We start from the raw sequence: 26371 nt of genomic DNA on the forward strand, positions 1-26371 counted from the left end.
CGGTAACCGCACCGAGAGCAGCACCTACCGGCAGCGGCAACAGGCGGCCTGAACAGCGGCCCTTCCACACCGGGGCGATGACGATCGGGATCCAGCGGGTTCGGCTGAAGTATCAGAGGTCCGGCCCGCCGTACGGGTCGTCGCTGCGCCGCTGGTTGCCGCCCTGAGTGGGCCCGTTGTACGGGCCGGGGAATCTGTCGGCCGTCGGTCTCGTGTACAGCACCACGGTCGGTGCGTCGCTCATGCCCGCTCCGGGGGCGCCGCCAGCTGAGTCGCCGCGAGCGCAGCCGGCCCGACCGGCGTGTTCCGGCGGCGATGCACGATCAGGGCCACCGCGCCGAGGCCGGCGGCGACCAGCAGGCTGCCCAGGATGAAGGGCAGCGAACCGCTGCCCTCGTCGCTACCGGCTTCCAGGGCGGGGGGTGGCGCCGCGGCTGCGCTGATCTCCGACTCGGGGGTTTCGTCCGCTGCCGTCGTTGCAGTGGGCGACGGCAGCGTCTCGGACGGCGCGGCCACGGCGGCCAAGGTCAGCTCCACGGTCGCGGTGGCACCCGCGGAGCCCCGTACGGTCGTGCGGGTGGCGCGATAGCCGTCCAGGGCCGCGTCGACCGTGATCCGGCCCTCGGCGATCGGCTTGCCCGCGCCCGACTTGATCGAGAACCGGCCGCTGTCGTCGCTGGTCGTGCGGTACTCGTGCCCGGCGCTGTCCTGGACGGTCAGGGCCACGCCGCCGATCGCCTTGCCGCTGGGGTCGCGGACCCAGCCGGACACCCCGTCCACCCCGGGCGACGGCTTGTCCACATCAGACGGCGGCTTGTCCGCATCGGGTTGCGTCGCGCCCGCGCCGTGAATGTAGACCATCCTGTAGTCGGCGCTGTTCTGCCCGCCGAGCCGCACGGCGACCGAGATGTTGACACCGAGGGTCTCGCCCGCACTCACCTCGGGCGCGACGACGGTGGCCTGGAAGTCCTGGCTCTGGCCAGGTTTGAGGTTCGGCTCGACCCGACACCCGGCAGTGCATTTCAGGCCGCCACCGACCACCACGATGGCGCACCTCCCGACGCGAGTTCTCCCGCAAAAGCGTCAGGCCGCCTGGTGGCCCAGCGGAGGAGGCTTCACCGGCATCGTCGGACCCGGGATCCTGGCCTGCTCATCGCCGCCGCGTGCCGAATCGCACGGAGCTACAAGAAACAGTCGGTACTGCCGCGGTCTCCGGGACCGGCGAGTTCGAGGCGCGGTGGTGCAGGACCACCCGGTTGGCCATCAGGCAGCCGGTCGCGCGCAGGCGGCCGAGCGGGTGGGCCGACCTCGACGGGTGTGGTGTCAGCCCGTGTTCACCGACTACCGCGTGCGCTTGTCCACCAGACCGGCCAGCGCGATCAGGTCGGCCGCCGCGCCTGCCTCGGGGTTCGCGGCGTCGAGGTGGGCCAGAGCCTCGGTCAGATGGTGGCTCGCGGCTTTCTCGGCCCAGGATTTGCCCCCGAGTTCGTCGACGAGGGTGGCCATGGTCGCGGTGTCCGCGTCGGTGAGCGGGGTGTCGGTGACGTAGAAGTCCCGCAGCCGGCGTGCGGCCGGGTGCGGGGAGCGCAGCGCGGCGACGACCGGCAGGGACTTCTTGCGGACGCGCAGGTCGGCGCCGACGCTCTTGCCGGTGGTCGTGGTGTCACCCCAGATGCCGATCAGGTCGTCGGTGAGCTGGAAGGCGAGGCCGAGGTGGTGCCCGAACCGGCCGAGGTGGTCGGTCCGGTCCGTGCGAACGCCCGCCACGTGCGCACCCAGCACGCAGGCGCACTCCATCAGCGCCGCCGTCTTGCCCGCCGCCATCGCCAGGCACGCGTCGAGGGAGACGTCGGGAGCGCTTTCGAATGCCACGTCGGCGCTCTGCCCGTCCACCAGGGCGAACAGGGCGGCGTTGAGGGTACGCACGGCGGTCACCGCGTGAGGGCCGCTGCGCTCGGCGAGCACGTCGGTGGCCAGCACCAGCAGCACGTCACCCGCGAGCAGGGCGGCGGGCGGGCCGAAGGCCGCCCACCCGCTGGGCCGATGTCTGCGCAGTTCGTCACCGTCCATGATGTCGTCGTGCAGCAGGGTGAAGTTGTGCACCAACTCCACCGCCACCGCGGCCCCGACGCTCACCTGCGCAGGCACTCCGACGGCAGCCGCGGACAGCACTGTCAATGCGGGCCGCAGCCCTTTCCCCCCGACGCCCTGGCTCGGCGTGCCGCCTGCGTCCCACCAACCGAACTGGTAGCCCGCGACCAGCCGCATCGCCGCGGGCAGCCGGTCGACCGCGGCCCGCAGTTCGGGCTCCACGAGGGCGTTGATGTCGTCGAGCGTGGTCCACGCCCTCGCGTCGAGTTGATCGGTGACGGTCACGACGACCCTCCCATCAGGCTCGGCTCGAGGTAACGGCCGGCGTGCTCGTCCGAGGCGCCTTCGCGGTAGCGGTGCGTCGCCCGCGACCAGTCGAGGTTGCCCCGGATCCACGTGCGCATGCCCTCGACGTAGCGGCGGACGGGCTCGGTGTCGAACTCCGCGAGCAGTGCGGCCTCGTGCTCGACGTACTCGGCCGTGCGAGCGCCGATCATGTCGCAGGCCACCGGGAGCGCGTCCTGGTCCGACAGTCCGCGGGCGTGCCCGACCACGGCGACCAGGTTGTGCCACTCGCCGAGCCTGCGCTCCTTCTCCAGTGAGAACACGTCGTTGGTCCAGCACACCACGTCGCACGCGGCGTCCAGCGCGTCCTGGAAGACGGGGTGGGCGAGCACGTCGTCGGCGAGTTCGGTGTCGCGCATCGGCTCGATGAGGTCCATGCAGACGTAGATCGCGCCGGTGTGCCTGCGCCGCTCGACGTACACGGCCTCGTCGGGCACCACCTCGTGCACCCGATTACCCGCTTCCCAAGCGGCTGCGGTGAAGCACTCGCCGACGTGGGCGCCGAAGCGGCGCCGCCAGCCGGAAGTGGCCCGCGGCGCCGTCCTGGCCCACAGGTCGCCGAGCGCTCGCACCGCGCCCGTGTTCCCGACCGGGATCGCGGTGATGTCGTCGGGGGCGCGCAGGGTGGTGGCGATGTCGGCGAGCACGGCGCCGATGTGGTCCGGACGGGTTCCGGTGATCCCGTCGTCGAGTTCGTCGTCCACGAGGAAGAGCCACGCGAACCAGTCCGCCATCAGCAACACGCCGGCCACGTCGGTGTCCGGGTAGGTCGCGGCGGCGAAACCGGCGAAGTCGGCGTTGGCGAATCGGGCCATGGAGGCGGGCTTGCGCACGATGCCCGTCGAGACGACCCATTCGTCCACGTGCGAGCGTGCGGCGTGGGCGGCTGGGTGCAGTTTCGCCGGAAACGGGCAGGCCAAGGCCGCCCGGGGGTCGGGTGTGGTCACGGTTGCGCTCCAAGCAGGGAACAAGCGGTCAGCGGGACTGCAGGGTCAAGCGCACGCCGTCCTTGGGGTGCAGGGTGACCAGCGGTTGAGGCTCGACCGGCGGTTGCCCGGCGGGCACCCCGACCCGGAACCTCCGGACGATCATCGCCACGATCAGTTGCAGCTCCGCCATGGCGAAGTGCTTGCCGATGCAGATGCGCGGTCCGCTGCCGAACGGGATGAACGCGTGCTTCGGCCTGCCCGTCGACCGCTGCGGCGAGAACCGGTCGGGGTCGAACGACTCCGGGTCGGTCCAGAAGTCCGGGTGCCGGTGCAGGAGGTAGCTGTTGAGGTAGATGTTGGCGCCGGCCGGGATGCGCTTGCCCGCGATGACGTCATCGGCGACGCACTGGCGCATCGTCTGGTACGCCGGGGAGTACAGCCGCAACGTCTCCTCGACGACGGAGCGGGTGTAGGACAGCTGACCGAGGTCGGCGTAGGTGGGGATCCGGTCGCCGAGGTGGGCCTGCACCTCCCCCAAGAGCCGTTCCTGCGCCTCGGGGTGGGTGGCCAGCAGGTACAGCGCCCAGGAAGCGGCGTTGGTGGTGGTCTCGAACGCACCGATGACCAGGTTGAGCACCTCGTCGCGGAGCTGGTCGACGTCCATGTACTCGTTCGTGTCGTCGTGGGTCGCCGACATGAGCATCGAGAGCAGGTCATCGGCCACCTCCTCGCCGGCGAGCCTGCGTTCGATGAACGACGAGACGAACCCGTGCATCCTGCCGATCGCCTCTCGCATCCGACGCCTGCGCCTGCCGGGCGTGTTGAGCGGCGGGAACGGCATCGAGAAGAATCCGGCGAGGATCTCGTTGAGCGCGGCGAAGTTCCGCTCGAACTGCTGGGCAGCATGCCCGACCGCGGCGGTGAACAGCGATCGGTTGACGATTCGCAGCGCCACTTGTCCGACGTCGTCGGTGACGTTGACAACCTGATTGCCATCGGCCTGCGGCAGCCAGGCGTCGATCAGGACGTCGATCTCGTCCGTCATGTTGCCGGTGAATTTGAGTACGACACTCGGCCGGAAGTGCGGTTGCATCAGCTTGCGCTGCCTGCGATAGGGTTCGCCACCCGGGCTGCCGATGAGGCCATTTCCCAGAACCGGCTTCGTGACCCGGAACAGTGGCGCATCCCGGCCGTAGTTGTCGGCGTTGTGCACCAGTACGTGCTCGATGTTGGCCGGGTTGTTCACCATGATCATGGGCACGCCGAGCACATGGAACCGGAACAGGTCGCCGTGCCTGCTCGCACACTCGGCCAGGAATTCCAACGGCCGCCTTCGGAAAGCCGTCAGATTGGCCGGGTTCCACGGCGGGACCGTAGGCACCCTCCCTGCCGCCTGGTAGGCGACCCGGCCGGGTGTCAGGTCACGTAACGCCATACTTCATCCCCGATCCGCAGAAGCACGATTGCAAGGACGATCATTCGTGACACTAGCCTAGTACACACGAGATGGAAATGCGCTTAACCGATATTTCATCAACCAATCCGCAGTTGACCCATAAATAGCAGACAGCTAGGCCGAATGGCTGATGTTCGACAGTGCCGGCGGTCGACCCGCGGCGGAACCCGGAAGTTCCCATTCGGAGATCTCGGTCCGCACGCGGGTGCTTTCGGGATGCTCGACGCCGGTGTTGACCCGGGGGATCCGGACGCTCATCGACGTCTCCGTGAACTTGTCGGGGTTGAACTGCGAGAACGGGAAGGACGTTGCCGCGTGGCGGTGCGCAGGCTGTGGGTCGGCGTTGACGGCTTCGGCCCCGCGCCCGCGCCCCGCGACTCCGGCCGTGTCCGTGGCAACCTGCACCGTCCCAAGCGCTACCACCGCGGCCTGCGACGGGTCTTCTTCAAGGCCGCCCTGTCGGCGATCAAGCGTGCCTGCACTGCTTCTCGTGCCTTCAGCGCGGCTTGACACGGTCATTGAAGCTCCTCAGGCTGCGCTCGTCACGTGGTGGTCTTCACCCCTCTGACGGTGAGCACGGGCGAAAGGTGACCCGGTTCGCAGAAGCGTGTTCAGCGGATGGCGATCACGCATGTGGTGAGCACGGCCAGTGCGGTCCACTGGGTGTGCGTCAGGCCGGCCGGGCGGCGGTGGCCGGCGTGGTCGCGGAGGGGTTCGAGCAGGAAGCGGGCGACGGCGTAGCCGGCGTGGTAGACGAGCAGGGTGGTGCCGGCCGGGGCGTCGGTGGTCGTGAGCCAGATGCCGGTGGCGACCAACGCGGCCGCGACGAGGGCTTCCAGGAGCTGGACCGGGATCAGGGGGACGTCCAGCAGGCGTGCCGGGAAGCCGTCCTCGACGTGGTCACCGGTGTAGCGCACGCCGAACCTCGCCGGGCGGCCGTGACAGCACCCGGCGGCGTAGCAGCCGACGCGGCCGACGGCGAGCACGGTGCCGATGCCGGTGGTCACGACGTCCAGGTACGGGGCCGGGGCGTGGCCGGTGAGGTGGAGGGCCGACCAGCACGTCCCCAGGACGGCCAGTTCCTGGTGGTAGTACACGAGGACGTCGCGGCCGAGCACGATCCTGGTGACGATCGTGACGGCCGCGAACGTTCCGGCCGCGATCACCGCGAGCAGGAGCACGACCCCGGTGCTGAGCTCGAGGTGGTGGGCCAGCCCGACGCCCAGGCCCACGCCGGCCACGTACCCGGTCAGCCCGAGCGCCGGGAACAGGTGGACCCGCCGCCCCACCACGGTGATGACCGGTGCCGGCGCGGTGACGGTCATGTCACCGCGGCAGCCACGAGCACGGGCCGCACGCCGTCGTCGGTGCGCCAGCGCAGCAGCAGCCGGCCCGCGCCGAACCGGACGTGCAGTTCGCCGGACCCCCCGTCCTCCGGGCTCGGGTGGTGCGCCAGCAGGGCCTCGCAGTGGGCGGTCCAGCTGTGTTCGGTGAAGCCCGGCGGGGGCGGCTGGTCGCCGAGCCGGAACCAGTCGACGGAGACCGCGCACCCCGGCGCACCGGCCACGGGCGCGAGACCGGCGTGCTCGCGTGCGGCGGAGGTGGCGTACCGGGCGAGGTGGTAGCCGGCGCTGTTGTAGTCGAGCAGGGTGTCCAGGCCCCACGTGCCCAGCAGGCGGCGGCGTGCGGCGAACCCGCGTTCGGCGAGCAGACCGAGCCGGTCGAGGTCGGTGAGCAGCAGTCGGCGTTTCGCCGAGGCGTCCACGGCGTCGGCGGGCGCGCCGGTCCGTTCCAACGCGTCGATCGAGGCGGCCAGTGAGTCGACGGCGGCCAGCGACTCGACGACCGCGAGCGCTGTCGGGGTGTCGTCGTCCTCTGGGGTGAGCCACCAGTCGGTGGTGGCCGGGGCGTCCGCGGGCACGTCCTCCGGCGGCCAGTCCGCCTCGTAGTCACCCGTCCGGGCGGCGTCGTCCAGCGCGCGGACGGCGTCCACGAGCACCTGCCGGGGCACGACGAGCTGGTCACCGGTGAAGTCCATCGACACCAGGTAGTTGTCCGTGCCCAGCTCGGTCCCGGTGAGGTCGAGCCACACGCCGCCGAGCCGGTCCACGTGCTCGGCGTCGGCGGGCTCGGCCCGCAGCATCGGGCCGCTGACCTTGCGGCCGGCGGCGACGTCGGCGGGCAGCCCGGGCATGTCGCCGGTGACGAAGCTGTTGACCAGCCAGGCGATCGGCTCGGTGCGCGGGTCGTCGGTGAGGTAGCGCGGGCCGGCCGGTGTCCGCTGGACCCGGAGGGTGAGGCCGCCGAAGGTCAGAGCCATGAGCCGTCCACGAAAACGGTGCGGAAGCGCCAGGTCGCCGGCGCCGTCCCGGTGCCGGCGGTGAAGGTGAAGAACCCGCCGACGTGCACGCCCGAGGGCGAGATCGCGGGCGGCTTGCCGTCGAAGCCGAACCGGTTGGTGTTGCCCTCGGCCAAGGCGCGGTAGGTCCGTCGCCACCAGGCGAACCCGGCTTCGGCTTCACTCATGAACACCGCCGTGTCCGAGAAGGTGGTCTTGGGCAGCGGCGCCCCGTCCTTGACCGCCCGGTCCCACAGCGCCGGGTCGTACACGCCGCCCGGTCGGGGCAGCCGTGGATCACCCGTTGACGGCATCGGCCCGTTCCCCTTCCAGCGGTACTGGTAGTACTTGCGGTAGGTGCACCCGGCCACCACCACCTGGCTCTCCTGCACGAGGTGGAGGCTGGGGTGTCCCTGGAGGAATCCTCGCAGCAACGGGTCGTGGTGGCCGCCCCGAACGCCGGAGGCCAGGAAATCGGCCGCGCTGAACGGGTTCTCCGGCAGGAGCATGTGTTCCACGTTGTCCGCGTCGAACGCGGTCACCCCGCCGGCCAACGGCTGACCGGCGCCGCGCAGCGCGGCCAGGTCCGGGTTGCGCAGGTGGGTCTGCAACTCCGCCCGGACGCGGGCCGTGCGCACCAGGTCGTCGGGCGCGCGGGCGGCCCGGAGGTGGTAGAGCTTCTCCTCCAGGTTGGTGTTCTCGCCGAACCCCATGGCCTCCATCAGCCGGTCGACCCGCTCCAGCCGGCTGCGCAGCGACCCCTCGCCGGACGGTGGCAGCGTCCCCGGCCGGGGCGGGTGCGCGAAGGCCCACAGCGCGATCAGTTCCCGGGCCGCCGCGCGGTCGTGCGGGGTGGGCACCACGGCGTTGCCCGGCCCGGGCCGGTAGAGGGCCGGCTGGGCGTGCGCCGACCGCCACCCCGGGCTGATCCGGGAATCCCGGACGGTGAACGCGATCTCGTCCAGCTCGTGCCCCACGGGGAACGCGAAGTCGTTGTCCCGCAACCGCTTGTCCACGCTGATCTCCGCGGACCACCCGGTGTCGGTGCGGGCGAGCACGAACTCCGCCGGTCCTTGCGCCGCGCCGTGTGGCGCCGTCGAGGAAGGCCCGCTCACCGCCGTGAACCGCACGAGCACGCGGACCTCCGGTTGCCCGGGCGCCGCCGGCACCACCAGGACGTAGGGGTGCGTGCTCCCGGGCGGTGCCGGGTGCAGCGTGGCGCCCAGGGCGCGGACGCGGTGCGTGCCCTGGGCGACGAACACCGTGTCGATCATGGGCGGCAGGCTCTGCGGCCCCCACCGGTCGCGCGAGAGCGGGGTGTAGACGCCTGCCGAGCGCGTGCCGCCGGTGCTGAGCGCCACCCGGGCCTCCAGCACGGCCGAGACCTCGGACAACGTCCGGCCGGGGCGTTCCAGCGCGGTGTCGGTGAAAGCCCCGCCGTGGCGGCGGCTGAGCACGGCGGCGCGGGACGGGTCCTCCGCCACCAGGCGGGCGACCGCGTCGAGCTGGTCCGGGGTGGCCGTGCGCAGGCGAGCCAGCGACGCGTCGTCCAGCGCGTTGAGGTGGTGCACCGCGTCGGAGTTCAGGCCCCGGATCCGACCCCGCCCCAGCGCCGCCTCCAGCCGGGTGCTCGCGTCACGCATCCGGCGCGCGCCGTAGGCGAGCATCCCGCCGTTGAGGGTGAGCATGCCGAGGATGCGCACGATCGCGTTGATCTTCTGGTCCTGCGGCAGGTTCGAGCCGAGCACCTGGTCGATCTGGCCGACCGACTCGACGGTGAGCAGCACGCCCTGCACGGTGTCGGTGGCGAACCCGGTGTAGCGCAGGAACCGGCCGGTCCGGGTGGCCAGCGAGACGACCTCGCCGCCCGCGCGCAGCGCGTGGATGACCTGCGCCGCGCCGATCAGGCTCGACGCGATGCCGACCACGTCCAGTGCGACCCCGGTGGCATCCGGCTCGGCTTGGCGCAACCGGTCGGCGAGGCTGAGCCCGCTGGACACGGCACCGGCGGCCGCGGCGGCCAGGAACAGGTACGGCACGGCGGCCAGCCCGACCCCGGTGGCGGCGAGCAGGACGCCCGCGCCGGCCAGGCCCAGCGACGCCCAGCCGAACCCGCCCGACGCCGCCGCCAGGTCCGATGAGCCGGTCGTGCGCAGGGTCCGGGCCGGCACGCCGGGCGCCTCCAGCCGGATCGAGCCCTCCGGGTAGGAGTTCCCGCTCTCGAAGTCGGCGACGGCCGCCGCGACCGAGTCGCCGCCGTAGTCGCTGCGGGGCGCGCCGGGCGTGATGTCGACCAGCTTGGTGCGGCGGGGGTCGGCGGCGTCGGGGCCGACGAAGAGGGCCAGTTCGGTGGTGCGGGCGCTGCCGGTGGACAGGTGCACCGCGCGCACGCCTTGCGCGCGGCCCGCCTGGATGCCCCGCATCTCCCGGTCCGCCCGGGCCTGGAACCGCCGCCATCGGGCGAGGCGCTCGGCCTGTTCCGCGGTCTGGACCGAGTGCCGGTAGCGGACCGCGCCCAGCAGCGCGCCCTGTCCGTCGAGCTGGTCGCAGTTGATCGTCCAGACCGCGGCCTCGTACAGGGCGAACCTGGCCGAGTTCGGGTTCGTGCCGAGGTCGTAGGCGTCCTGGCCGCGCACGGTGATCCGCTGGTTGCCGTCCCGCGCGTTCCCGGGGGCGGTGTCCCAGTCATACCCCTCCGCGGTGGCGTACCAGTGGAAGGCGCGGGCGGCGGGGTTCGGGGTGAGGGTGTAGGTGGCGACATCGACGTCCGGCAGTCGGCGTCGGGACACCAGGGGGTTCGCGGTGGTGGTCGAGATATGCGGGCCGCCGCCGGCCGACTGGTCCTGCTGGGCGTGTTGGGCCAGGTCCAGCTCGTGCAACGCCATCCCGGCCCGGATCCGCGTGTAGTCGGCGCTCCGCGCGCCGGCGAAGGCGTCGTCCAGGACGGCGGCGGGTTCGGCCACCTCCAGTATGGTCGGCAGCACGGCGACCACGTTGTCCGCGGGCAGGTAGACCTCGGTGTCGACGGTCCACGTCCCGGCCTGGGTGAACGTCACCGGCAGGACCCGGGCGGCGCCGTCCGGGTAGCGGGGCCGGGTCGAGTCGACGCCGGGCGGGTAGACGTACCAGCGGCGCGGGCGCAGCGGCGGCATGGTGTTGGCCGACAACCCGAACGTGACGGTCGTGCCGACCACTGGCCGGTCCACCGACGGGCTGGTGGTGACCTCCGCCTGGCCCGCGACGAACCGGGCGGCCTCGTCGCCGGTGACCCGCCGGGGTGACTCGGCCCGGTGGTCGGCACCGCACCGCCGCACCCGCAGGCCCGACCGCAGCGCCGGACCGGTCCGCTCGCCGACCACCGCGAGGGCGTCCTTGGTCCGGCCGTACAGGCGGAGCACGGCCCCCAGCGCCGACCGGTCGGCGTCCGCCTCGACGGCTGCGTCCACCGGGCCGTCGGGCTCGCGCTGGGCGGTGTCGGCCCGCCTGGCCGGCTCGTGCGGTGCGATGTCGTGGAGGTGGGCCGGCTCGTGCGGTGCGATGTCGTCCTGCTGTGCCGTGTGGGCCAGTTCGTGGACCAGAACGGCGTCGCCTTCGAGCGTGCCCGGCCGGTGGGCGCCGCCCAGGACGACGTGCCGGCCGACGGTGTAGGCGGGTGCGCCGAGGTCGGCCGCCGAGCGGGCCGCGGCCGGCCCGTCGTGCAGCACCGCCCGGGAGACGTCGAACCCGAGCGCGGCGCCCAACCGCGCGTCCACCGGCCGGCCCGGCCCGACGTCCCGCTGCGCGGTCGGCGCGGTCGGCGTGCCCGCGGGCAGGTCGACGGGGACGCCCGGCGGTACGTCGACCACCTCGCCGGTCGACTTCCACCGGCTCACGCCCAGGCGCACCCGGTCGACCACCTGCGGCAGGTAGTCCCGGGCCGTGGTGACGTCCGGGCCCTCCAGGTACAACCGCAACGCCCGTTCGACCTGGTCGGCGGTCCGCTGCCGGTAGTGCGCCAGCCAGAAGTCGATGTACGGGCAGGCGCGGGCCTGGTGGTCGGCGGCACCGAGGATCTCGTCCGTGGCGGCCTTGACCTGCCGCTCCAGCGCGTCCAGGAACTCGGCGACGGCCAGCTGCGCCGGCTCCGGGCTCACCCCGGCGTCGACCAGCAGCGGGGGAGGGCCGCCCCGGAGGAACTCGCCGACCGCCCGGTTGCCGGCACTGCGCTGGAGGCCGATCAGCGAGTGCACACGCTGGTCCGCGGCCCCGGGCCGCCGGTCCGGCCGCCTGCGATCGGGCTCCTCGGCGCGCTGTGCCTGGTGCACGGGGTCATCTTCGACACCTGTCGGCGGGTGTCGAAGATCCCTCCGAACGTCCGTGCGGACCGGCTTCGCCGCCCGTCTGGGCAGCGGCCGTCAGACCAGGACGAGTGCCGGCCCCGCCGCCGGTTCCTCGGGCACGCCCGCGTCGGCGCCCGTGCAGGTGATGATCGTGTCGAGGGTTGGGCGGTTGGCCGGCAGCAGCGCGATGTTCACCGAGTGCGTGACCACGGTCAGTTCCCGGTCCAGCGGCGGCAGGTCGGCCGGCTTCATGGCGGGCTCGAAACCCAGTCGCTCCACAGGGATTGCGCCGCTGTGCAAGCGGCGCGACAGGCCGTGGCGGTCGACGGTGGTGCGGTCGCGGCGGATCATCTCGGGTGGTGACGGTGTCGAGTGCTCGCCGTCCTGGCTGTCGGTATGGTGTTGTGACGGACTGGCGTGACCCGCGAGGGAAGACCCGCCACCCGCTGAAGGTTCCGCGGAGGTCGCGCGTGGACGACAACCATCGACTGCTGCACCTCCTGGTGCACGACCAGGCGACACGGACCCCGGACGCGGTGGCGCTGGCGTCCGACGACGGGCAGATGACCTACCGCGAGCTGTCCGCCGCGGCCACCCGCCTGGCAGGCGTCCTCCGGCAGCGGTACGACGTGCGGCCCGACACACCGGTCGGGTTGCTCGTGGACCGGGGGCCGGAGCTCGTGGTGGGCATTCTCGGCATCCTGAGCGCCGGCGGCGCCTACGTGCCCATGGACACCGACGCACCGGCCGCGCACCTGAGCGCCTTGTGCGCCGGGGCACGGATCGACGTCTGCCTGAGTGATCGCGCGCTCGCGCGTCGGCTGCCACCCGGGGTGTCCGCGGTGTGGCCGGACGACCTGCCGCAGCACGATGGCGGTGCACCTGCTGACGTCTCGATGGACAACCTGGTGTCGGTGTACTACACGTCCGGCTCGACCGGCGCGCCGAAGGGCGTCGCCAACACCCATCGCGGCTGGGCCAACCGGATGGCGTGGATGCAGCGGAAGCACCGGCTGCGCCCCGGTGAGACCGTGCTGCAGAAGACCACCATCACGTTCGACGACTCGGCCGTGGAGGTGTTGTGGCCCTTGACCTGTGGCGGGCGGGTGGCGTTGTTGGCACCGGGCGCGCACCGCGACCCCCGGGCCATCGTCGAGGCCGCGCAGCGACACCGGGTCGCCGTCCTCCAGTTCGTGCCGAGCGTGCTGCGGCTGTTCCTCGCCTCGCTCACGCCCGCGGACCTGCCGGGCTTGGTGGCGCTGCGCTGCGTGGTGTCCAGCGGCGAGGCACTGTCCCCAGACCTGGTCGCGGCGTTCGCCACCGCGCTGCCCGGACGCGAGTTGCACAACCAGTGGGGCCTGACCGAGGTGTCGATCGACTCCACGATCTGGACGTGCGTGCCGGAGGTGGACGGCGCCGCGGACGCCGTGCCCATCGGCCACCCGATCGACGGCAACGACGTGCACCTGCTGGACGAGCGGCTGCGGCCGGTGCCGATCGGCGTGCCGGGCGAGATTTACCTGGGCGGCGTCGGGCTCGCTCGCGGCTACCTGCACGACCCGCGGCGGACGGCGGCGTCGTTCGTGCCCGACCCCTTCGGTGCGGGCGGGCGGATCTACCGCACGGGCGACCTCGGCGTCCGCCGCGCGGACGGCGCGATCGTGTTCCTCGGCCGGGCCGACGACCAGGTGAAGATCCGGGGCATCCGGGTGGAGCCCGCCGTGACCGAACGGGCCCTGCGCCGCCACCCCGCCGTTCGGGACGTCGTGGTCACCGCTCCGGAGCACGGCGGCACACGCAGGCTCGTCGCCCACGTCGTGCCGCGGGACCCTGACCATGCCGGCGTCGAGGCTGACCTGCGCCGAGTGCTGGCGGACGAACTCCCGGCCGCCCAGCTGCCCTCGGCGTACGTGTTCCTGGCCGCGTTGCCCCTGACGTCCAGCGGCAAGGTGGACCGCAGGTCGTTGCCGCGGCCGGCCGACGACGTGGTCGGCACGCCGCCGGGGACCGCCACCGAGGTGCTGCTGGCCGACCTGTGGTCCGAGGTCGTCGGGTCGTCCGCTGTCGACGTCGACCGCGACTTCTTCGCCGCGGGTGGGGACTCGCTCGCCGCCGCGACCCTCGCGGTGCGGGTGTCCGGCGCGGTGGGCGTCGACGCGCGGGTCGGCTTGTTCTTCGCCAACCGGACGATCAGGTCGGCGGCGGCCGCGATCGACCGGTTGCCCCGCCGGGATGGTCCACAACCGCACCGGCAGGACGACCTGACGCCGTCCCCGGGCCAGGAGCGGATGCTCGTGCTCGACCGGGTCCTCGCCCGACGCGACACCTACCACTGCCGGGAAGGGTTGCGGCTGCGCGGACCGGTCGACGAGCAGGCGTTGCGCCGCGCGCTCGACCACGTCGTGTCCCGCCATGACGTCCTGCGCACGGTGTTCGCCGGACCGGACGGTCGGCCGACCGTCCTGCTCCGGGCACCGGTCCCGCTGACCGTCGGTGACGTGTCCGGGCTGCCCGCACCGGGCCGGATGGAGGCCGCCCTCCGCCTCGCCGCCGCCTCGGCGGAGGCCATCCGGCTGGACACCGGGCCGGTGCTCGCGGTCGACCTGGTCCACCTCGGCGCGGACGACCACGTGCTGTGCGTGACCGTCCACCACGTCGCGTTCGACGACCGGTCCTCCGACGTCTTCTGGCGGGACCTGGGTGCCGCGTACGGGGCGTTGCGGGACGGTCGGGCACCCGCGCTCCCGCCGCTGTCGTTGCGGTACCGGGATTTCGCGGCGTGGCAACGCGCCAAGCCGGTCGAACCCCAGGTCGGCTACTGGCGCGACCGGACCGCGGACCTGGCGCCGCTGCCGCTGTCGACCGGCACGCCCGGCGGGATCGGTGCCGCAGTCACCGAGGCGCTGCCCGCCGACCTGGTCACCCGCCTCCGGGACCTCGCCGCCGCGCGCGGCACGACGCTCTACACCGCCCTGCTCGCCGCCTACCAGGTCCTGCTCGGGCGCTACACGGCCACGCCGGACGTCGCCACCGGCATCTTCGTCGCCCAACGCGCGCACGCCGACCTGGACGAGGTGGTCGGCTTCTTCCTCGGCACGGTCCTGGTGCGGACGGACCTGTCCGGCGCGCGCACGTTCGCCGACGTGCTCGGCCTCGTCGGCGCTGAGCTCGCCGGCGCTCTCGACCACGCCGACGTGCCCTACGAGCGGATCGTCAAGGAGTTCCGCCGGGGTGGCGGCGTGGGCGTGCCGGTCCGAGCCGCGTTCGCACTCGACCGCGTGACGCCGGACCCGTGGCGGCTGCCGGGGCTGGAGTCGTCGCGGCTGGAGTTGCCTGACACGAGCGCCCGGTTCGACCTGTCCGCCACCGTCACCAGGGCGGGCGATCGCACCCGGGTCTGCTTCACCTACGACACGGGCGTGCTGGACCGCGCGACGGTCGACGGCATGGCCCGGCGTTACGTCGAGCTGCTGCGGGCGGTCGCCACCGACCCGGAGGTACCCCTCGACTCCGCGATCACCGAGCCGCGCACGACCGAGCCGCCGACACCCGTCGTCCCGAATCCCGCCGACGCCACGACATCCACCGCGCCGCGTACCGCCCGCCCCACGGCACCCGCCCCGCCGACCGGCGGACACCTGCACGAGCAGGTCCACGCCCACGCGGCGGCGCACCCGGACGACGTCGCGGTGGTCGACCCGCGCGGGGAGTGGACCTACAGCCGGTTGTCCCGGGCGGCGACCGCGGTGGCCGCGGGACTCGGCGACGTCGCACCGGACACGCTCGTCGCGGTGTTCCTCGACCGGGACGCCACCGTCGTCGCGGCCCTGCTCGGCGTCCTGACCAGCGGCGCGGCCTACCTGCCGCTCGACGTGGACACCCCGGCCGCACGGCTGGGCCTCATCATCGACGACGCGCGGCCGAGCAGGATCATCACCCATTCGGCGCTGCTCGCCCGCCTGCCGCGGACGCGGCCGGAGATCGTCCTCGTCGACCGGCTCGACCTCGGTCGCGCCGCGGCCCTGCCGGACCACCGGCCCCACCCGGACCACCTGGCGTACGTGATCCACACGTCCGGTTCCACCGGCCGCCCGAAAGGCGTGCTGATCACCCACCGCGCGCTGGACTACTTCACCGGCGCGATCCGCCGCAGGCTCGACCTCGGCCCGCGCGACCGGGTCCTGGCGGCCACCACCGTCTCCTTCGACATCGCTGTGCTGGAACTGCTCGTCCCGCTCACGGTCGGCGCCCGCGTGGTGGTCGCGACCCGTGCCGACGCCCGCGATCCCGCGCGCCTGCACCGGATGGTCGACCGGCACGCCGTGACGGTCCTCCAGGCCACGCCGAGCGGGTGGCGGCTGCTGGTCGACAGCGGGTGGCCCGGTCGGCGGCTGACCGCGTTGTCCGGCGGCGAGGCCCTGGACGCCCGCCTCGCGCGGGCCATCCGGGACCGCACCGGGACGTTGGTCAACTTGTACGGCCCGACCGAGACGACCATCTGGTCCACCGCCGCCGACGTGGCAGACGATGAGCGCACACCGCCGATCGGTGTACCGCTCGACGGCACCGCGGCGCACGTCCTGGACGCCGCGATGCGGCCGGTTCCGCCCGGCGCGGTCGGCGAGCTGTGCCTGGGTGGTGACGGCGTCGCCCGCGGTTATCTGGGCCGGCCGGGGCTGACCTCCCGGCGGTTCGTCGCCGACCCGTCCGGTGGGGGTGGTCGCCTCTACCGGACCGGTGACCTGGTCCGCCGCCGTGCCGACGGCGTGCTGGAGTTCGTCGGCCGGACCGACCGCCAGGTCAAGGTGCGCGGCCACCGCGTCGAGCCGGACGAGGTGGAGGTCGTGCTCGGCGGGCACCCGTCGGTGAGCGCGTGCGCCGTGGTCGTCGAGACCGGCCCGTCGGGTCCGCGCCTGGTCGCCTACGCCGCACCCGCACCCGGACGGCTGCCGACCGCCGAGGAGTTGCGGGCGCACCTGCGGCGGCACCTGCCCGAGCACATGGTGCCCGGCACGGTGGTGGTGTTGGACGCGTTGCCGTTGACGCCCAACGGAAAGCTCGACCGCAGGGCGTTGACGCGCCCGCCGCGGGCGCCCGGCGAGGCACCACGCGGACCGCACGAGGAGCAGGTGGCCGCGGTCTTCGCCGAAGTGCTCGGCGTCGACGAGGTGGCGCGGGACGACGATTTCCTGGCGCTGGGCGGCGATTCACTGCTCGCGGTGCGCGTGCAGGCCCGGCTGGGGCAGCGCCACGGCCTGCACGTGGAGCTGCGCGACCTGCTCGCCACGCCCACCGTCGCCAGGGTCGCCGCCGCGGCCCGGTCCGGCGCCGGCCACGTGGTCATCCCCGCGGTGTCACGGGAACGTCCGCTACCGCTGTCGCCCGGACAGCTGCGGCTGTGGTTCCTGCACCGGTTGCGCCCGGACCGGGTCGACCACCACCTGCCGCTGGCGCACCGGCTCGACGGCCCGCTGGACGCCGACGCGCTCGCCACCGCCTTCGCCGACCTCGTCGCTCGGCACGAGGTGCTGCGCACCCGCCACGTGCCGCACGCCGACGAGCCGGTCCAGGTGATCGACCCGAGCGGTCCCGCCCTGGTTCGCGCGGACCTGCGGCACCTGCCGGACCCGGCCGCCGCCGCCGACCGCGTGCTGCGCGACCTCGCCGGCACGCCGTTCGACCTGGCCGTCGAGCACCCCGTGCGGGCATCCCTGATCCGTGTCTCCGACACCACCCACCACCTCGTGCTCGTGCTGCACCACATCGCCGCGGACGCCTGGTCCCTCGACGTGCTCACCGCGGAACTCGCCCACCGCTACGGCGCCGCGAACCCGGCCGCGCCGTTGCCCGTCCAGTACGCGGACTTCGCCGCCTGGCAACGGTCCCGCCCGACCGGGAACGACGACCTGGCCTACTGGGCGCGACGCCTGGGCGACCTCACCCCCGTGCGGCTCCCGACCGACCGCCCGCGGCCGGAAGTTCCCTCCCACCGCGGCACCACGCACCGCCACCACCTGCCCGCGTCGCTGGTCACGGACCTGGAACGGCGCGCACGCGCCCTCGACACCACCCCGTTCACCGTGCTCCTCGCGGCCTTCCACGTGCTGCTCGGCCGGTGCGGGCGCACGGCCGACGTCGCCACCGCGACGTTCGTCGGCGACCGGCCGCACGTGGACCTGGAGCCGGTGATCGGCTTCTTCGTCGACACCGTGGTGCTGCGCAGCGCGCCCACCGTGGACCGGGCGTTCACCGACCACCTCCGCGAGGTCCACGACCACCTGCTGGACGCGCACGCCCACCGGTCCGTGCCGTACGAGCGGGTGGTGGAGCACCTGCGGCCCGACCGCGACGTGCACGTCGACCCGCTGGCCCGGGTCGCGTTCACCGTGGAGCGGCCCGGCGCGCTCAGGTTGGCCGGGCTCGACGTCACGCCGCTCCCGACGCCGCCGGTCCCGGCCAAGTTCGACCTGTCGGTCACCGCCACCCTGCTCGCCGACGGCGCGGACGTCGACTTCTCCTACCACGCCGACCTGTTCGAGCCGGAGACCGTCGCACTGCTCGCCCGGCGCTATGAGCACGTGCTGCGCCAAGTCGTTGCCGACCCGACCACGCTGATCGGCGACGTGTCCGTCACCGCGCCCGGCGAGGCACCGTCGCTGCTCGGCACGACCGACCCGCGTCCGCGCGACGAGACGCTGGAGGAGGCGTTCCACGCCCAGGCCCGCCGCACGCCCGAGGCGGTCGCGCTGCTCGCGGGTGCCGAGCGGATCACCTACGCGCGGTTGCGGGCCCGCGTGAACGGGCTGGCCCGGCACCTGCGCGAGGACCACGGCGTCGGCCCCGAGGTTCCGGTCGCGGTGTACCTGGACCGCGGCCCCGACCTCGTGGTCGCGTTGCTCGGCGTGCTCACCGCAGGTGGGGTGTACCTGCCGCTGGACGTCGACCACCCCGCCGAGCGCCACGCCGCCGCACTGGCCTCGACGCGCCCACCGGTCGTGCTCACCAGCACCGACCGGCTCGGCGCGCTGCCGGTGGCGGACGCGGCCGTGGTCGTGGTCGACGCCGTGCCGACCGCCGACACCGCGCCCGTCCGAACCGCGCCTCCGGACGGACTGGCCTACGTCGTGCACACCTCCGGTTCGACCGGGCGGCCCAAAACCCTGGCGATGACGCACCGCGGCGCGGTGAACTACCTGGACTACGTCCGCGAGGTGAGCGGGGTCGCACCCGGTGACGTGGTGCTCCAGTTGGCGGCGCCGGGTTTCGATGCGTCGCTGCGCGAAATCCTCGGCCCGCTGGGCGCGGGCGCGGCCGTCGCGTTCCCGCCACCGGGGCCGCGCCGGGTGGCCGACCTGGTGCGCGAGGCGGTCGACCGGGGTGTGACCGCGATCCTCGCGGTCGTGCCGACCCTGCTGGAAGCGCTCGCGAGGGAGGGTGCGCGGCAGGGTGTCGGGCTGCCGCGCCTGCGCGTCGTGCTGGTCAGCGGCGAGGCGTTGACCGGGAAGCTGGTGGACGCGGTCCGCGTGCTCGCGCCCGACGCCGAGGTCGTCAACCAATACGGCCCGTCCGAGTGCACGATGACCAGCACGTACGCGCGGGTCGAGCGGGACGGTGGCGAGCCGTCGGTCGGCGTGCCGATCCCGAACATGCGGTGTTACGTGCTCGACGAGGTGCTGCGGCCGGTGCCACCCGGGGTGCCCGGCGAGGTCTACCTGGCCGGACCGGGTCTGGCCCGGTGCTACCTCGGCGCGCCCGCCGCGACCGCTGAACGGCTGCTCGCCGACCCGTTCGGCCCGCCGGGCTCCCGGATGTACCGCACGGGCGACCTCGGCCGCGTGGTCGGTGGCAACCTGCGGTTCCTGGGCCGGGTCGACCGGCAGGTCAAGGTGCGCGGCGTGCGAGTGGAGCCGGCCGAGACCGAGGCCGCCATGGCCGCGCGCGCCGACGTGCGCAGGGCCGCGGTCGTGCCGCGCGCGGACGGGTCCGGCCTGGTCGGGTACTACCTGCCGCGGCCGGGTTCGACGCTCACCGGCGACGGGCTGCGCGACCACCTGCGCCGCGTCCTGCCCGCCGCGGCCGTGCCGGACGTGGTGCTCGCCGTGCCGGAGTTCCCGGTGACCACGACCGGGAAGGTGAACTACGCCGCCTTGGACCCCGACCCGCCCGTGGGCACCGGCTTCGTGCGGCCGCGCGACGCGCTGGAGTTGACCGCGACGAGGGTGTGGGAGGAAGTGCTCGGCGTCGACCGGGTCGGCGTGGACGACGACTTCTTCGCGCTGGGCGGGCACTCGCTCCAGGCCGTCGGGGTGGCCGACCGGTTGGAACGCGCCGTGGGCCGCCCGGTGCCGCTGTCGCTGGTGTTCACCGAGCCGACCGTCCGGCGACTGTGCGCGGCGATCCGCGACGACACCCGTCCCACCGTCGGCGGCGCGGTGCGGATGCGCGCCGGCGACCCGGGCCGGCCGCCGTTGTTCCTGCTGCACCCCCAGTCCGGTGACATCTGCTGCTACTTCGACCTGGCGCACCTGCTCGACCCGGGGTTGCCCGTGCACGGGATCGAGGCGGTCGGCCTCGCCGACGACACCCCGCCGCTGACCGCGGTCGAGGACATGGCCCGCCACTACCTCGACCTGATCCGCGAGGTCTCACCCACCGGTCCGTACCTGCTGGCCGGGTGGTCGTTCGGGGGCAACGCGGCGTTCGAGGTCGCGCGCCTGCTGGAGGCCGAGGGCGACACCGTGGGATTCCTGGGCGTGATCGACGCACGGGTCTTCGGCCGGGACCCGCTGGACGGCCGGTACCTGGCCGAGGACGACATCGGCCGGTACGCGTTCATCGCGGGCGTCGAGGTGTCCGGGTTGGCGGAGGACGAGGCGCTCGCCGTGCTCGCCAGGCACGCCGTGGCCGCCGACCGGGTGACGGCCTACGGCGGCCTGCCCGCGGTCCGGCGCATGGTCCGGGTGTTCACCGCCAACGACCACGCCGCCGAGCGGTACCACCCCACCAGCGGCATCACCGCCGACATCCACCTGTTCAAGGCGGCCCGCACGCACCCGACCCTCCCGACACCACCGGTTGACCCGGCGGGGTGGGCGGAGCGGACGAGCGGCCGGCTGGTGACCGAACTCCTGCCGGGCGACCACCACGACCTCCTGCGCGAACCGTGCGTCTCCTCACTGGCCGTCGCGCTGTCCGCGGCACTGTCCCGCGCGGTGGCGGGCTGAACACCCGACTCCCTCCCGACCCAAACCCCACCCGCACCAGCGAACCGGACTACTGCTCGGTGCCGGCCGGCCGCACGTACGGCTCGTTGCCGAGATACCGACGCCACTGCTCGCGCGTCAGGCCGCGCACGAGGCGGGACCGGGCCTGGTCGATCAGGTCCTCGGGGGCCACCGGCCAGGCCCGCAGGACGCCCGCCGAGACCGTCACCAGGTCGCCGTCAGCGAACGCCAGCCTGGTCACCGGCTCCTCGTGCGGCAGCCGGCACACCTCGACGCCCTGCTCGGCGTCCCAGATCCGCGCCGTGCCGTCCTCGCCCGCGGTGGCGATGCGGCGGCCGTCGTGGCTGAACACGGCGGACGCCACCCAGCTCTCGTGGCTGAACTCCGCCGTCGGCTGGCCCGTGGTGAGGTCGAGCACCTGGACGCGGCCCTCCTCGCCGACCGCCGCCACCCGGCGCAGGTCCGGGTCGAGGGCCGCGACCCCGAGCCACTCGTTGTCGTACACGTGCCGCGCGGCGAGGACGTCGTCCGGCAACGACCAGACGTGCACGACGTTCTCGTCGCCCGCGGCGGCCAGGGACGCGCCATCCGGGCCGAACACGGCCGCTGTCACGTACTGGCCCAGCGAGAATTCGTGCGCGCGAACGCCGTCCGCGGTCCGCCAGACCCTGATCAGCCCCTCGCTCCCGCCCGCGGCGAGCAGCGACGCGTCCGGGCTGAGCACCAGTGAGCGGACCGGTTCGTCGAGCGTGACGGTGAACAGCGGCGTCCCGTCGGCGGCCCAGGCGCGGACCGTGCCGGACTCGCCTCCGGCGGCCAGCACGGTGGCGTCCGGCGCGGAGCACAAGACGACCGCGGGTTCACCCAGATCCGCGGCAAGCCGAGGGGCGAGGTCGGCCGCGCGCACGAGGACCGCGCCGGCGTCGTCGGCGAACACCACCAGCCCGCCCGCCGCGGCCACCGCGCCGATCTGGGCCGTGTGCGTGACGCGGAGCCGTTCGGCGTGGGCGGAGGTGGTCCACAGGGCGCCCTTCGCGTCCGCGCCCGCGGTCGCCGCGTACCCGCCGTCCGGGCTGACGACGACCGCGCGGACCGGACGCTCGTGGCACATGCGGACCAGTTCGACACCGCGCCGGGCGTCCCACAGGCGGCCGGTGCCGTCGTCGCTCGCGGTCGCCAGGCGCCCGAAGTCCGGTCCGAAGCACACCGCGCGCACCGGCCCGCCGTGCCGCAGCCGCAACGCCTCGGCACCGGACGTCACCTGCCACAGCCGGGCCGAGCCGTCCTCCGACGCCGTGGCCAGCAGCGACGCGTCCCGGTCGAACGCCAACGCGGTCACCGCACCCTCGTGCGCCAGTTGGAGGGTCGGGGACTCCTCGGTCCACACCCGGGCGAAGCCGTCGTCGTCCCCCGTGGCGACGAGGTCACCGGACGGGTCGAAGATCGCGGCACGCACCGCGGCGCCGTGCGCCAGGCGGGCCGACTCGGCCCAGGTGCCGGTGTCCCACAACCGCGCAGTACGGTCGCCGCTGCCGCTGAGCAGCCACCGGCCGGACGGGTGGAACGCGAGCGACCGCACCCAGCCGTCGTGCGCCAGGCGCGCGAACGGCTGCGACCCGCCGTCGTACAGGCGGATCACGCCGTCGTCGCAGCCGGTCGCCAGCGTCGCGCCGTCCGGGCCGAACGCGAGCGCGCCCACCCAGCCGTCGTGCGGCATCACGGCCAGCTCCCGACCGTCCGGCAGCGACCACAGCCGCGCCTTCTCGTCCTCGCCGCCGGTGGCGAGGAGGTCGCCGTTCGGCGAGAACACGGCGACGCGGATGTAGCTGCGGTGCCGCAACGTCAGCAACAGCCGGCCGGTCGCGGTGTCCCACAGCCGCGCGGTCGAGTCGTCGCCCGCGGTCAGCAGCGTGGTCCCGTCCGGGCTGAACGCCACCACCTGCACGTCACCCTCGTGGTCGAACAGCGTGGTCCGCAACGGGAGCACGGACAGCCCCCGGCGCACCGCGTAGTCGGCCTCGAACGACGTCATCCGCCGCAACGACTCGATGCCCAGCAGGACGCTGAGCGGCACGGTGTTCGGCCGGTCGCCGCGGACCAGCTCGGACTGCGCGACCAACTGCCGGGCCAGTGCTTCCTGGTACAGCCGCTTGTACTGCTCGTCCTCGCGGTCCTGACGCCGTTGACCGGCGTCGACGAAAGCGCGTTCCTCCTCGGTGACGTCGTCGGGCCGCCGGTCGAGCCACGCCAACGCCTCCACCAGCAGCGCGCCGCGCAGCAGCACCGCCTCGTCCTGCCCGAACGACCGCCACAGGCGGATCGAGTTGCGCACCCGCTCCTGCCACAGCCGGAACTCGCGGTCGGCGGCCACCCACTCGCGCAGCCGCGCCCACTCTCCGATCAACGCCTCATGCGCGATCTCAGCGGTCTGCCCGCCGCCCGCGCCGCCACCGGTCACGACCAGCCTGCGGTCGGCGAGCATCCGCACCACGGGCCAGTCGTCCGCGGCCAGGGCGTCGCGCGTGGCCAGCCTGCGGGTGTCCGCGACACCGTCACCCGGCATCACCAGCTGCACGAAGACCCGGCGGAGGCGGTCGCGTTCCTCCGGCTCGCACAGCGTGTAGACCTGCTCGGCGTAGTGGGTCAGCGCACCGGTCACCCCGCCGAACGACTCGTACGCCGCGTGCGTCATCAGGTGCCGCTGCTGCTCGTCCCACAACAGGGTCAGGGTGAACTCCAGCAGCGGCAGCCGACCCGGCTCCTCGCCGACGTCGGCGAGGATGCGGTCGACCAGACCGGGCTCGAACCGGACGCCGCGCAGCCGGGCCGGGCCTTCCACCACCCGGCGCAGCTGGTCGGGGAACATCGGGCCGACCGGCTCGATGGCACCGCTGAGCGCCTCGGCGAACGCCGGGTCGGCCAGCGCCTGAGCCAGGAAGTCCGCGCGCAACGTCACCAGCACGCGCACACGGCCGTCGAACGCCTCACCGGTGGCGTCGAGCAGGGCGCGGACGAACCGCTGCCGCTGCGCCGGTTCGGGTCCGTGCGTGTACAGCTCCTCGAACTGGTCCACGACCAGCAGCAGGTCACCCGGGTCGCCGGCGAGCACCTCCCGCAGCACCAGCGGCGCCCGGCCGTGCCGCAGCGCGTCGGCCAGCCGGGGCAGCCGGTCGACCCGGTCGAGCGCGGACAGGTCGGGTTCGAGCAACGGCAGCAGCGCTGCGGCCAGCTCGCTGAACGGGTCCTGGCGCGGACGCAGCGCGACGACGCGCAACCCGGCCCGCCCGTCGAGTCGGGCGACCACGCCCGCGTGCGCGATCGACGACTTGCCGCTGCCGGAAGCGCCGACCACCGCGGTCAGGGGTCGAGCGAGCACCGCCGCGACCAGCCGGTCGACCAGCTCGTCACGGCCGAAGAAGATGTCGTGGTCGACCGCGCGGAACGCGTTGAGGCCGCGGTACGGCGTGACCGGGACGGCCAGCTCCGCCAGCACCTCGGGCCAGGCGCGCACCAGCGCGCCGGTCGGGATCACGTAGGCCACGCGGTCCGCGTCGCCCTGGTCGGCGGCCACCACCATGCCACCGACCGCGCCGGTCGCCTCGATCCACACCGGCGCCCCGCTGTAGCCCGGCTGGACGCGGCGGCCGGTCTGCCGCTCGGCTTCGAGCTGGAGCCAGCCCGTGGCCTGCACGTCGGCCAGCACGCCGCCGGCCCAGTCGCCACCCGGCCGTCCTTTGGGGAAGCCGAACGTGCGGAACGCGAGGCCCCACGGCTCGTCCACGTCCACCAGCTGCACGGGTTCCGCGCCGTCGGGCGGCGGTGCGGTCAGCAGCAGGCCCGCGATGTCGCCGCCGCCGTCCGCCAACACCGGTGACCACCGCGCGACGGTGGCCGTCAGCGGCAGGCCGGGGTGCTCCAGCAGCGGGAAGTCGATCAGGACCTCGCCCGGCGGCGGCTCCGCCGCGCGATCGTCGGCGCCGAGCGCGGACGCCACCACGTGCGCACAGGTCAGCGCGTGCCGAGGGCCGACGAGGAAACCGGTGCCGACGACCTGGTCGCGTGCGTTGCGGATGCGGATGATCGACGCGCGCAGTGGCCGCGTCATGGCTCGCGCCCCTTCGTGCCGCCGGGTGTCGAGGCCGGTGTGCCGCCCGGCGTGCTCGGTAAGGTAACCGTCGTCACCGGTGGCAGCAACATCATCCGTGCGGAGGTCCGCGACGATGGTCGAGGTCGAGGTCGACGCCAAGCACGGCGGGCGGTGGACGTCGCTGCGCTCGTCCGGGCGGGAGTGGTTGTGGTCGCGCCACGCCCCGGGGCGCGCTTCGGTGCGGCCGGGCGACCCATTCGTGGACGCCGGAGGGCTGGAGGAGTGCATCCCGACGATCGGCGGACCACCCGACCACGGTGACGCGTGGGCACGCGAGTGGCGCGTCGAGGGCGACCGGCTGGCCGTGGACGGCGACGGCTACCGGCTGGAGCGCCGGATCACCACGGCCGACGACACCGTGACCGCGGCCTACCGGGTGTCGGCGGAGCCGGGGTGGCGGTTCATCTGGGCGGCGCACGCGCTGCTCGACCTGCGTCCCGGGGCGCGGATCGTCGCACCGCCCGGTCACCCGGCCACAGTCGTCGGCGGCGGCGCGGACGAGGAGTTCACCTGGCCGCGGTGGCGTGACGCGGAGCTGGACGTGCTCGGCCCGGACGACGGCACCGCGTTGATGATCACGCTCGCCGACCTGGACCGCGTCGCGGTGGTGGACGGTGACGACCGGCTGGAGATGGCGCTGTCGGTCGAGGGCGCGCCGGCGAGCATCGCGATCTGGCGGAACCTGGGCGGCTGGCCGGACGACGCGCCGTACCGCAACATCGGGGTCGAGCCGATGGTGGGGCGGATCGGCGAGTTAAGGATCTGCCGTCCGGGTGACGCGGCGGTGGTGCCCGCGTCCGGCGAGCTGTCCTGGACGCTGACGCTGTCCTTCAGCCCCGCTTGACGAGGTAGAACCCGGTCGGGCCGGCCGGGCCCTCCACCGTGCCCGCGATGGTGTTCTTGGGCCGGGTGAACAGGTGGCCGGTGAAGCGCACCGTCGACAGCCGCAGGTCACCGGTCAGCCGCAGGGTGATGCCGTGCCCTACCGCGGGGTCGACCTCGCCGCGCACCGCGAGGTCGAGCTCGGCGGTGCGCAGCCTGCCGGTCAGCGCGAGGCCGTCCTCGTGCGCCAACTCGACCGTGCCGCGCAGGCCGTCGTGGACCAGCTCGTAGTGCCCGGCGAAGTCCGCGGGCTCGACCGGGCCGCTGCGGTACACGTCGGGCTCGCGCACGGGTTCTTTTGCGGCCAGGAAGCCGAACGGCTCGTCGCGCCACCGGGTCGTGCCCGCGATGACCTGCCGGTCGCGGGTGGACAGGCAGCCGGTGAAGACCTGTTCGGGAAGCCAGTTGAAGTCGCGGATGGTGATGGCGACGCGGTGGCGCACCACGGGATCCACCTTGGCGATCACCGTGAACGTCTCGGCGAAGCGCTCGTCGCGGTACGTGCCGCGCAACGCCCGACCGCCCTGCACCTGCAACGTGAGCGTGCCCGGCCAGCCGTCGTGGAAGAACGAGTACTGGCCCGCGAAGTCCGCCGGCCGGACGGTGTCGGCCAGGGGCGCGAACAGCTCAACCGACACGG

General features: G+C 73.7%; 15 protein-coding genes and 1 pseudogene. 3 read left to right on the forward strand and 13 right to left on the reverse strand.

Annotated features, from left to right (window positions below; all coding sequences use genetic code 11):
- Window positions 1–112: 112 nt before the first annotated feature.
- From A6A25_RS46320 to A6A25_RS44040, 7 genes are all read right to left on the reverse strand, one after another.
- Window positions 113–244 carry a hypothetical protein gene (locus A6A25_RS46320; protein WP_274534316.1) on the reverse strand — a complete coding sequence of 44 codons (132 nt, stop codon included), beginning with the start codon at window positions 242–244 and terminating at the stop codon, window positions 113–115.
- On the reverse strand, window positions 241–1044 hold the full coding sequence (locus A6A25_RS16130; protein ID WP_073890640.1) for a carboxypeptidase-like regulatory domain-containing protein: 804 nt from the start codon (window positions 1042–1044) through the stop codon (window positions 241–243). The genes A6A25_RS46320 and A6A25_RS16130 overlap by 4 nt, the downstream gene beginning before the upstream one ends.
- 297 nt (window positions 1045–1341) lie before the next feature.
- Window positions 1342–2376: a polyprenyl synthetase family protein gene (locus A6A25_RS16135; protein WP_073890643.1), complete on the reverse strand. Its 1035-nt coding sequence runs from the start codon at window positions 2374–2376 to the stop codon at window positions 1342–1344.
- Complete coding sequence (locus A6A25_RS16140; RefSeq protein ID WP_083668385.1) at window positions 2373–3299, reverse strand: terpene synthase family protein; 927 nt, start codon at window positions 3297–3299, stop codon at window positions 2373–2375. The genes A6A25_RS16135 and A6A25_RS16140 overlap by 4 nt, the downstream gene beginning before the upstream one ends.
- A gap of 112 nt (window positions 3300–3411) precedes the next feature.
- A complete protein-coding gene (locus tag A6A25_RS16145; RefSeq protein WP_073890646.1) occupies window positions 3412–4800 on the reverse strand; it encodes a cytochrome P450 in 1389 nt (462 codons plus the stop codon).
- Complete coding sequence (locus tag A6A25_RS46825) at window positions 4787–4834, reverse strand: SEC-C metal-binding domain-containing protein (RefSeq protein ID WP_143193208.1); 48 nt, start codon at window positions 4832–4834, stop codon at window positions 4787–4789. The genes A6A25_RS16145 and A6A25_RS46825 overlap by 14 nt, the downstream gene beginning before the upstream one ends.
- A 101-nt stretch (window positions 4835–4935) precedes the next feature.
- Entirely contained in the window at window positions 4936–5079 is a 144-nt protein-coding gene (locus tag A6A25_RS44040; protein ID WP_158073744.1) for a hypothetical protein, read from the reverse strand.
- Window positions 5080–5175: 96 nt separating this feature from the next.
- On the opposite strand from A6A25_RS44040, the pseudogene A6A25_RS16150 reads away from it, so the two are divergent.
- Window positions 5176–5292, forward strand: a pseudogene (locus A6A25_RS16150) (transposase); the annotation flags it as partial.
- 140 nt (window positions 5293–5432) lie between these two features.
- Here the strand turns inward: A6A25_RS16150 and A6A25_RS16155 are convergent.
- The 4 genes from A6A25_RS16155 to A6A25_RS44725 form a co-directional block, all read right to left on the reverse strand.
- Window positions 5433–6146, reverse strand: a complete 714-nt coding sequence (locus tag A6A25_RS16155) for a prolipoprotein diacylglyceryl transferase family protein (RefSeq protein ID WP_073890649.1) — start codon at window positions 6144–6146, stop codon at window positions 5433–5435.
- Window positions 6143–7141 carry a hypothetical protein gene (locus tag A6A25_RS16160; protein WP_073890652.1) on the reverse strand — a complete coding sequence of 333 codons (999 nt, stop codon included), beginning with the start codon at window positions 7139–7141 and terminating at the stop codon, window positions 6143–6145. The genes A6A25_RS16155 and A6A25_RS16160 overlap by 4 nt, the downstream gene beginning before the upstream one ends.
- Window positions 7132–11463, reverse strand: coding sequence for an eCIS core domain-containing protein (locus tag A6A25_RS16165; protein WP_073890655.1), 4332 nt, complete (start codon window positions 11461–11463; stop codon window positions 7132–7134). Before A6A25_RS16165 ends, A6A25_RS16160 begins: the two co-directional genes overlap by 10 nt.
- A gap of 90 nt (window positions 11464–11553) precedes the next feature.
- Window positions 11554–11730, reverse strand: a complete 177-nt coding sequence (locus tag A6A25_RS44725; protein ID WP_198932725.1) for a hypothetical protein — start codon at window positions 11728–11730, stop codon at window positions 11554–11556.
- A gap of 218 nt (window positions 11731–11948) precedes the next feature.
- Here A6A25_RS44725 and A6A25_RS16175 point away from each other — a divergent pair, with 218 nt between their 5' ends.
- Window positions 11949–20702 (forward strand): non-ribosomal peptide synthetase, encoded by an 8754-nt coding sequence (locus tag A6A25_RS16175; protein ID WP_073890661.1) that lies wholly within the window; start codon window positions 11949–11951, stop codon window positions 20700–20702.
- 49 nt (window positions 20703–20751) lie between these two features.
- On the opposite strand, the gene A6A25_RS16180 is transcribed toward A6A25_RS16175, so the two are convergent.
- On the reverse strand, window positions 20752–24807 hold the full coding sequence (locus A6A25_RS16180; RefSeq protein WP_143193194.1) for an nSTAND1 domain-containing NTPase: 4056 nt from the start codon (window positions 24805–24807) through the stop codon (window positions 20752–20754).
- Window positions 24808–24922: 115 nt separating this feature from the next.
- Between A6A25_RS16180 and A6A25_RS16185 the strand changes: the two genes are divergently transcribed.
- Window positions 24923–25693: a hypothetical protein gene (locus A6A25_RS16185; RefSeq protein WP_073890667.1), complete on the forward strand. Its 771-nt coding sequence runs from the start codon at window positions 24923–24925 to the stop codon at window positions 25691–25693.
- Here the strand turns inward: A6A25_RS16185 and A6A25_RS16190 are convergent.
- On the reverse strand, window positions 25680–26369 hold the full coding sequence (locus A6A25_RS16190; RefSeq protein WP_073890670.1) for a hypothetical protein: 690 nt from the start codon (window positions 26367–26369) through the stop codon (window positions 25680–25682). The genes A6A25_RS16185 and A6A25_RS16190 overlap by 14 nt on opposite strands.
- Window positions 26370–26371 lie beyond the last annotated feature (2 nt).

It is taken from the genome of Saccharothrix sp. CB00851, from assembly GCF_001905065.1.
Lineage (GTDB): Bacteria > Actinomycetota > Actinomycetes > Mycobacteriales > Pseudonocardiaceae > Actinosynnema.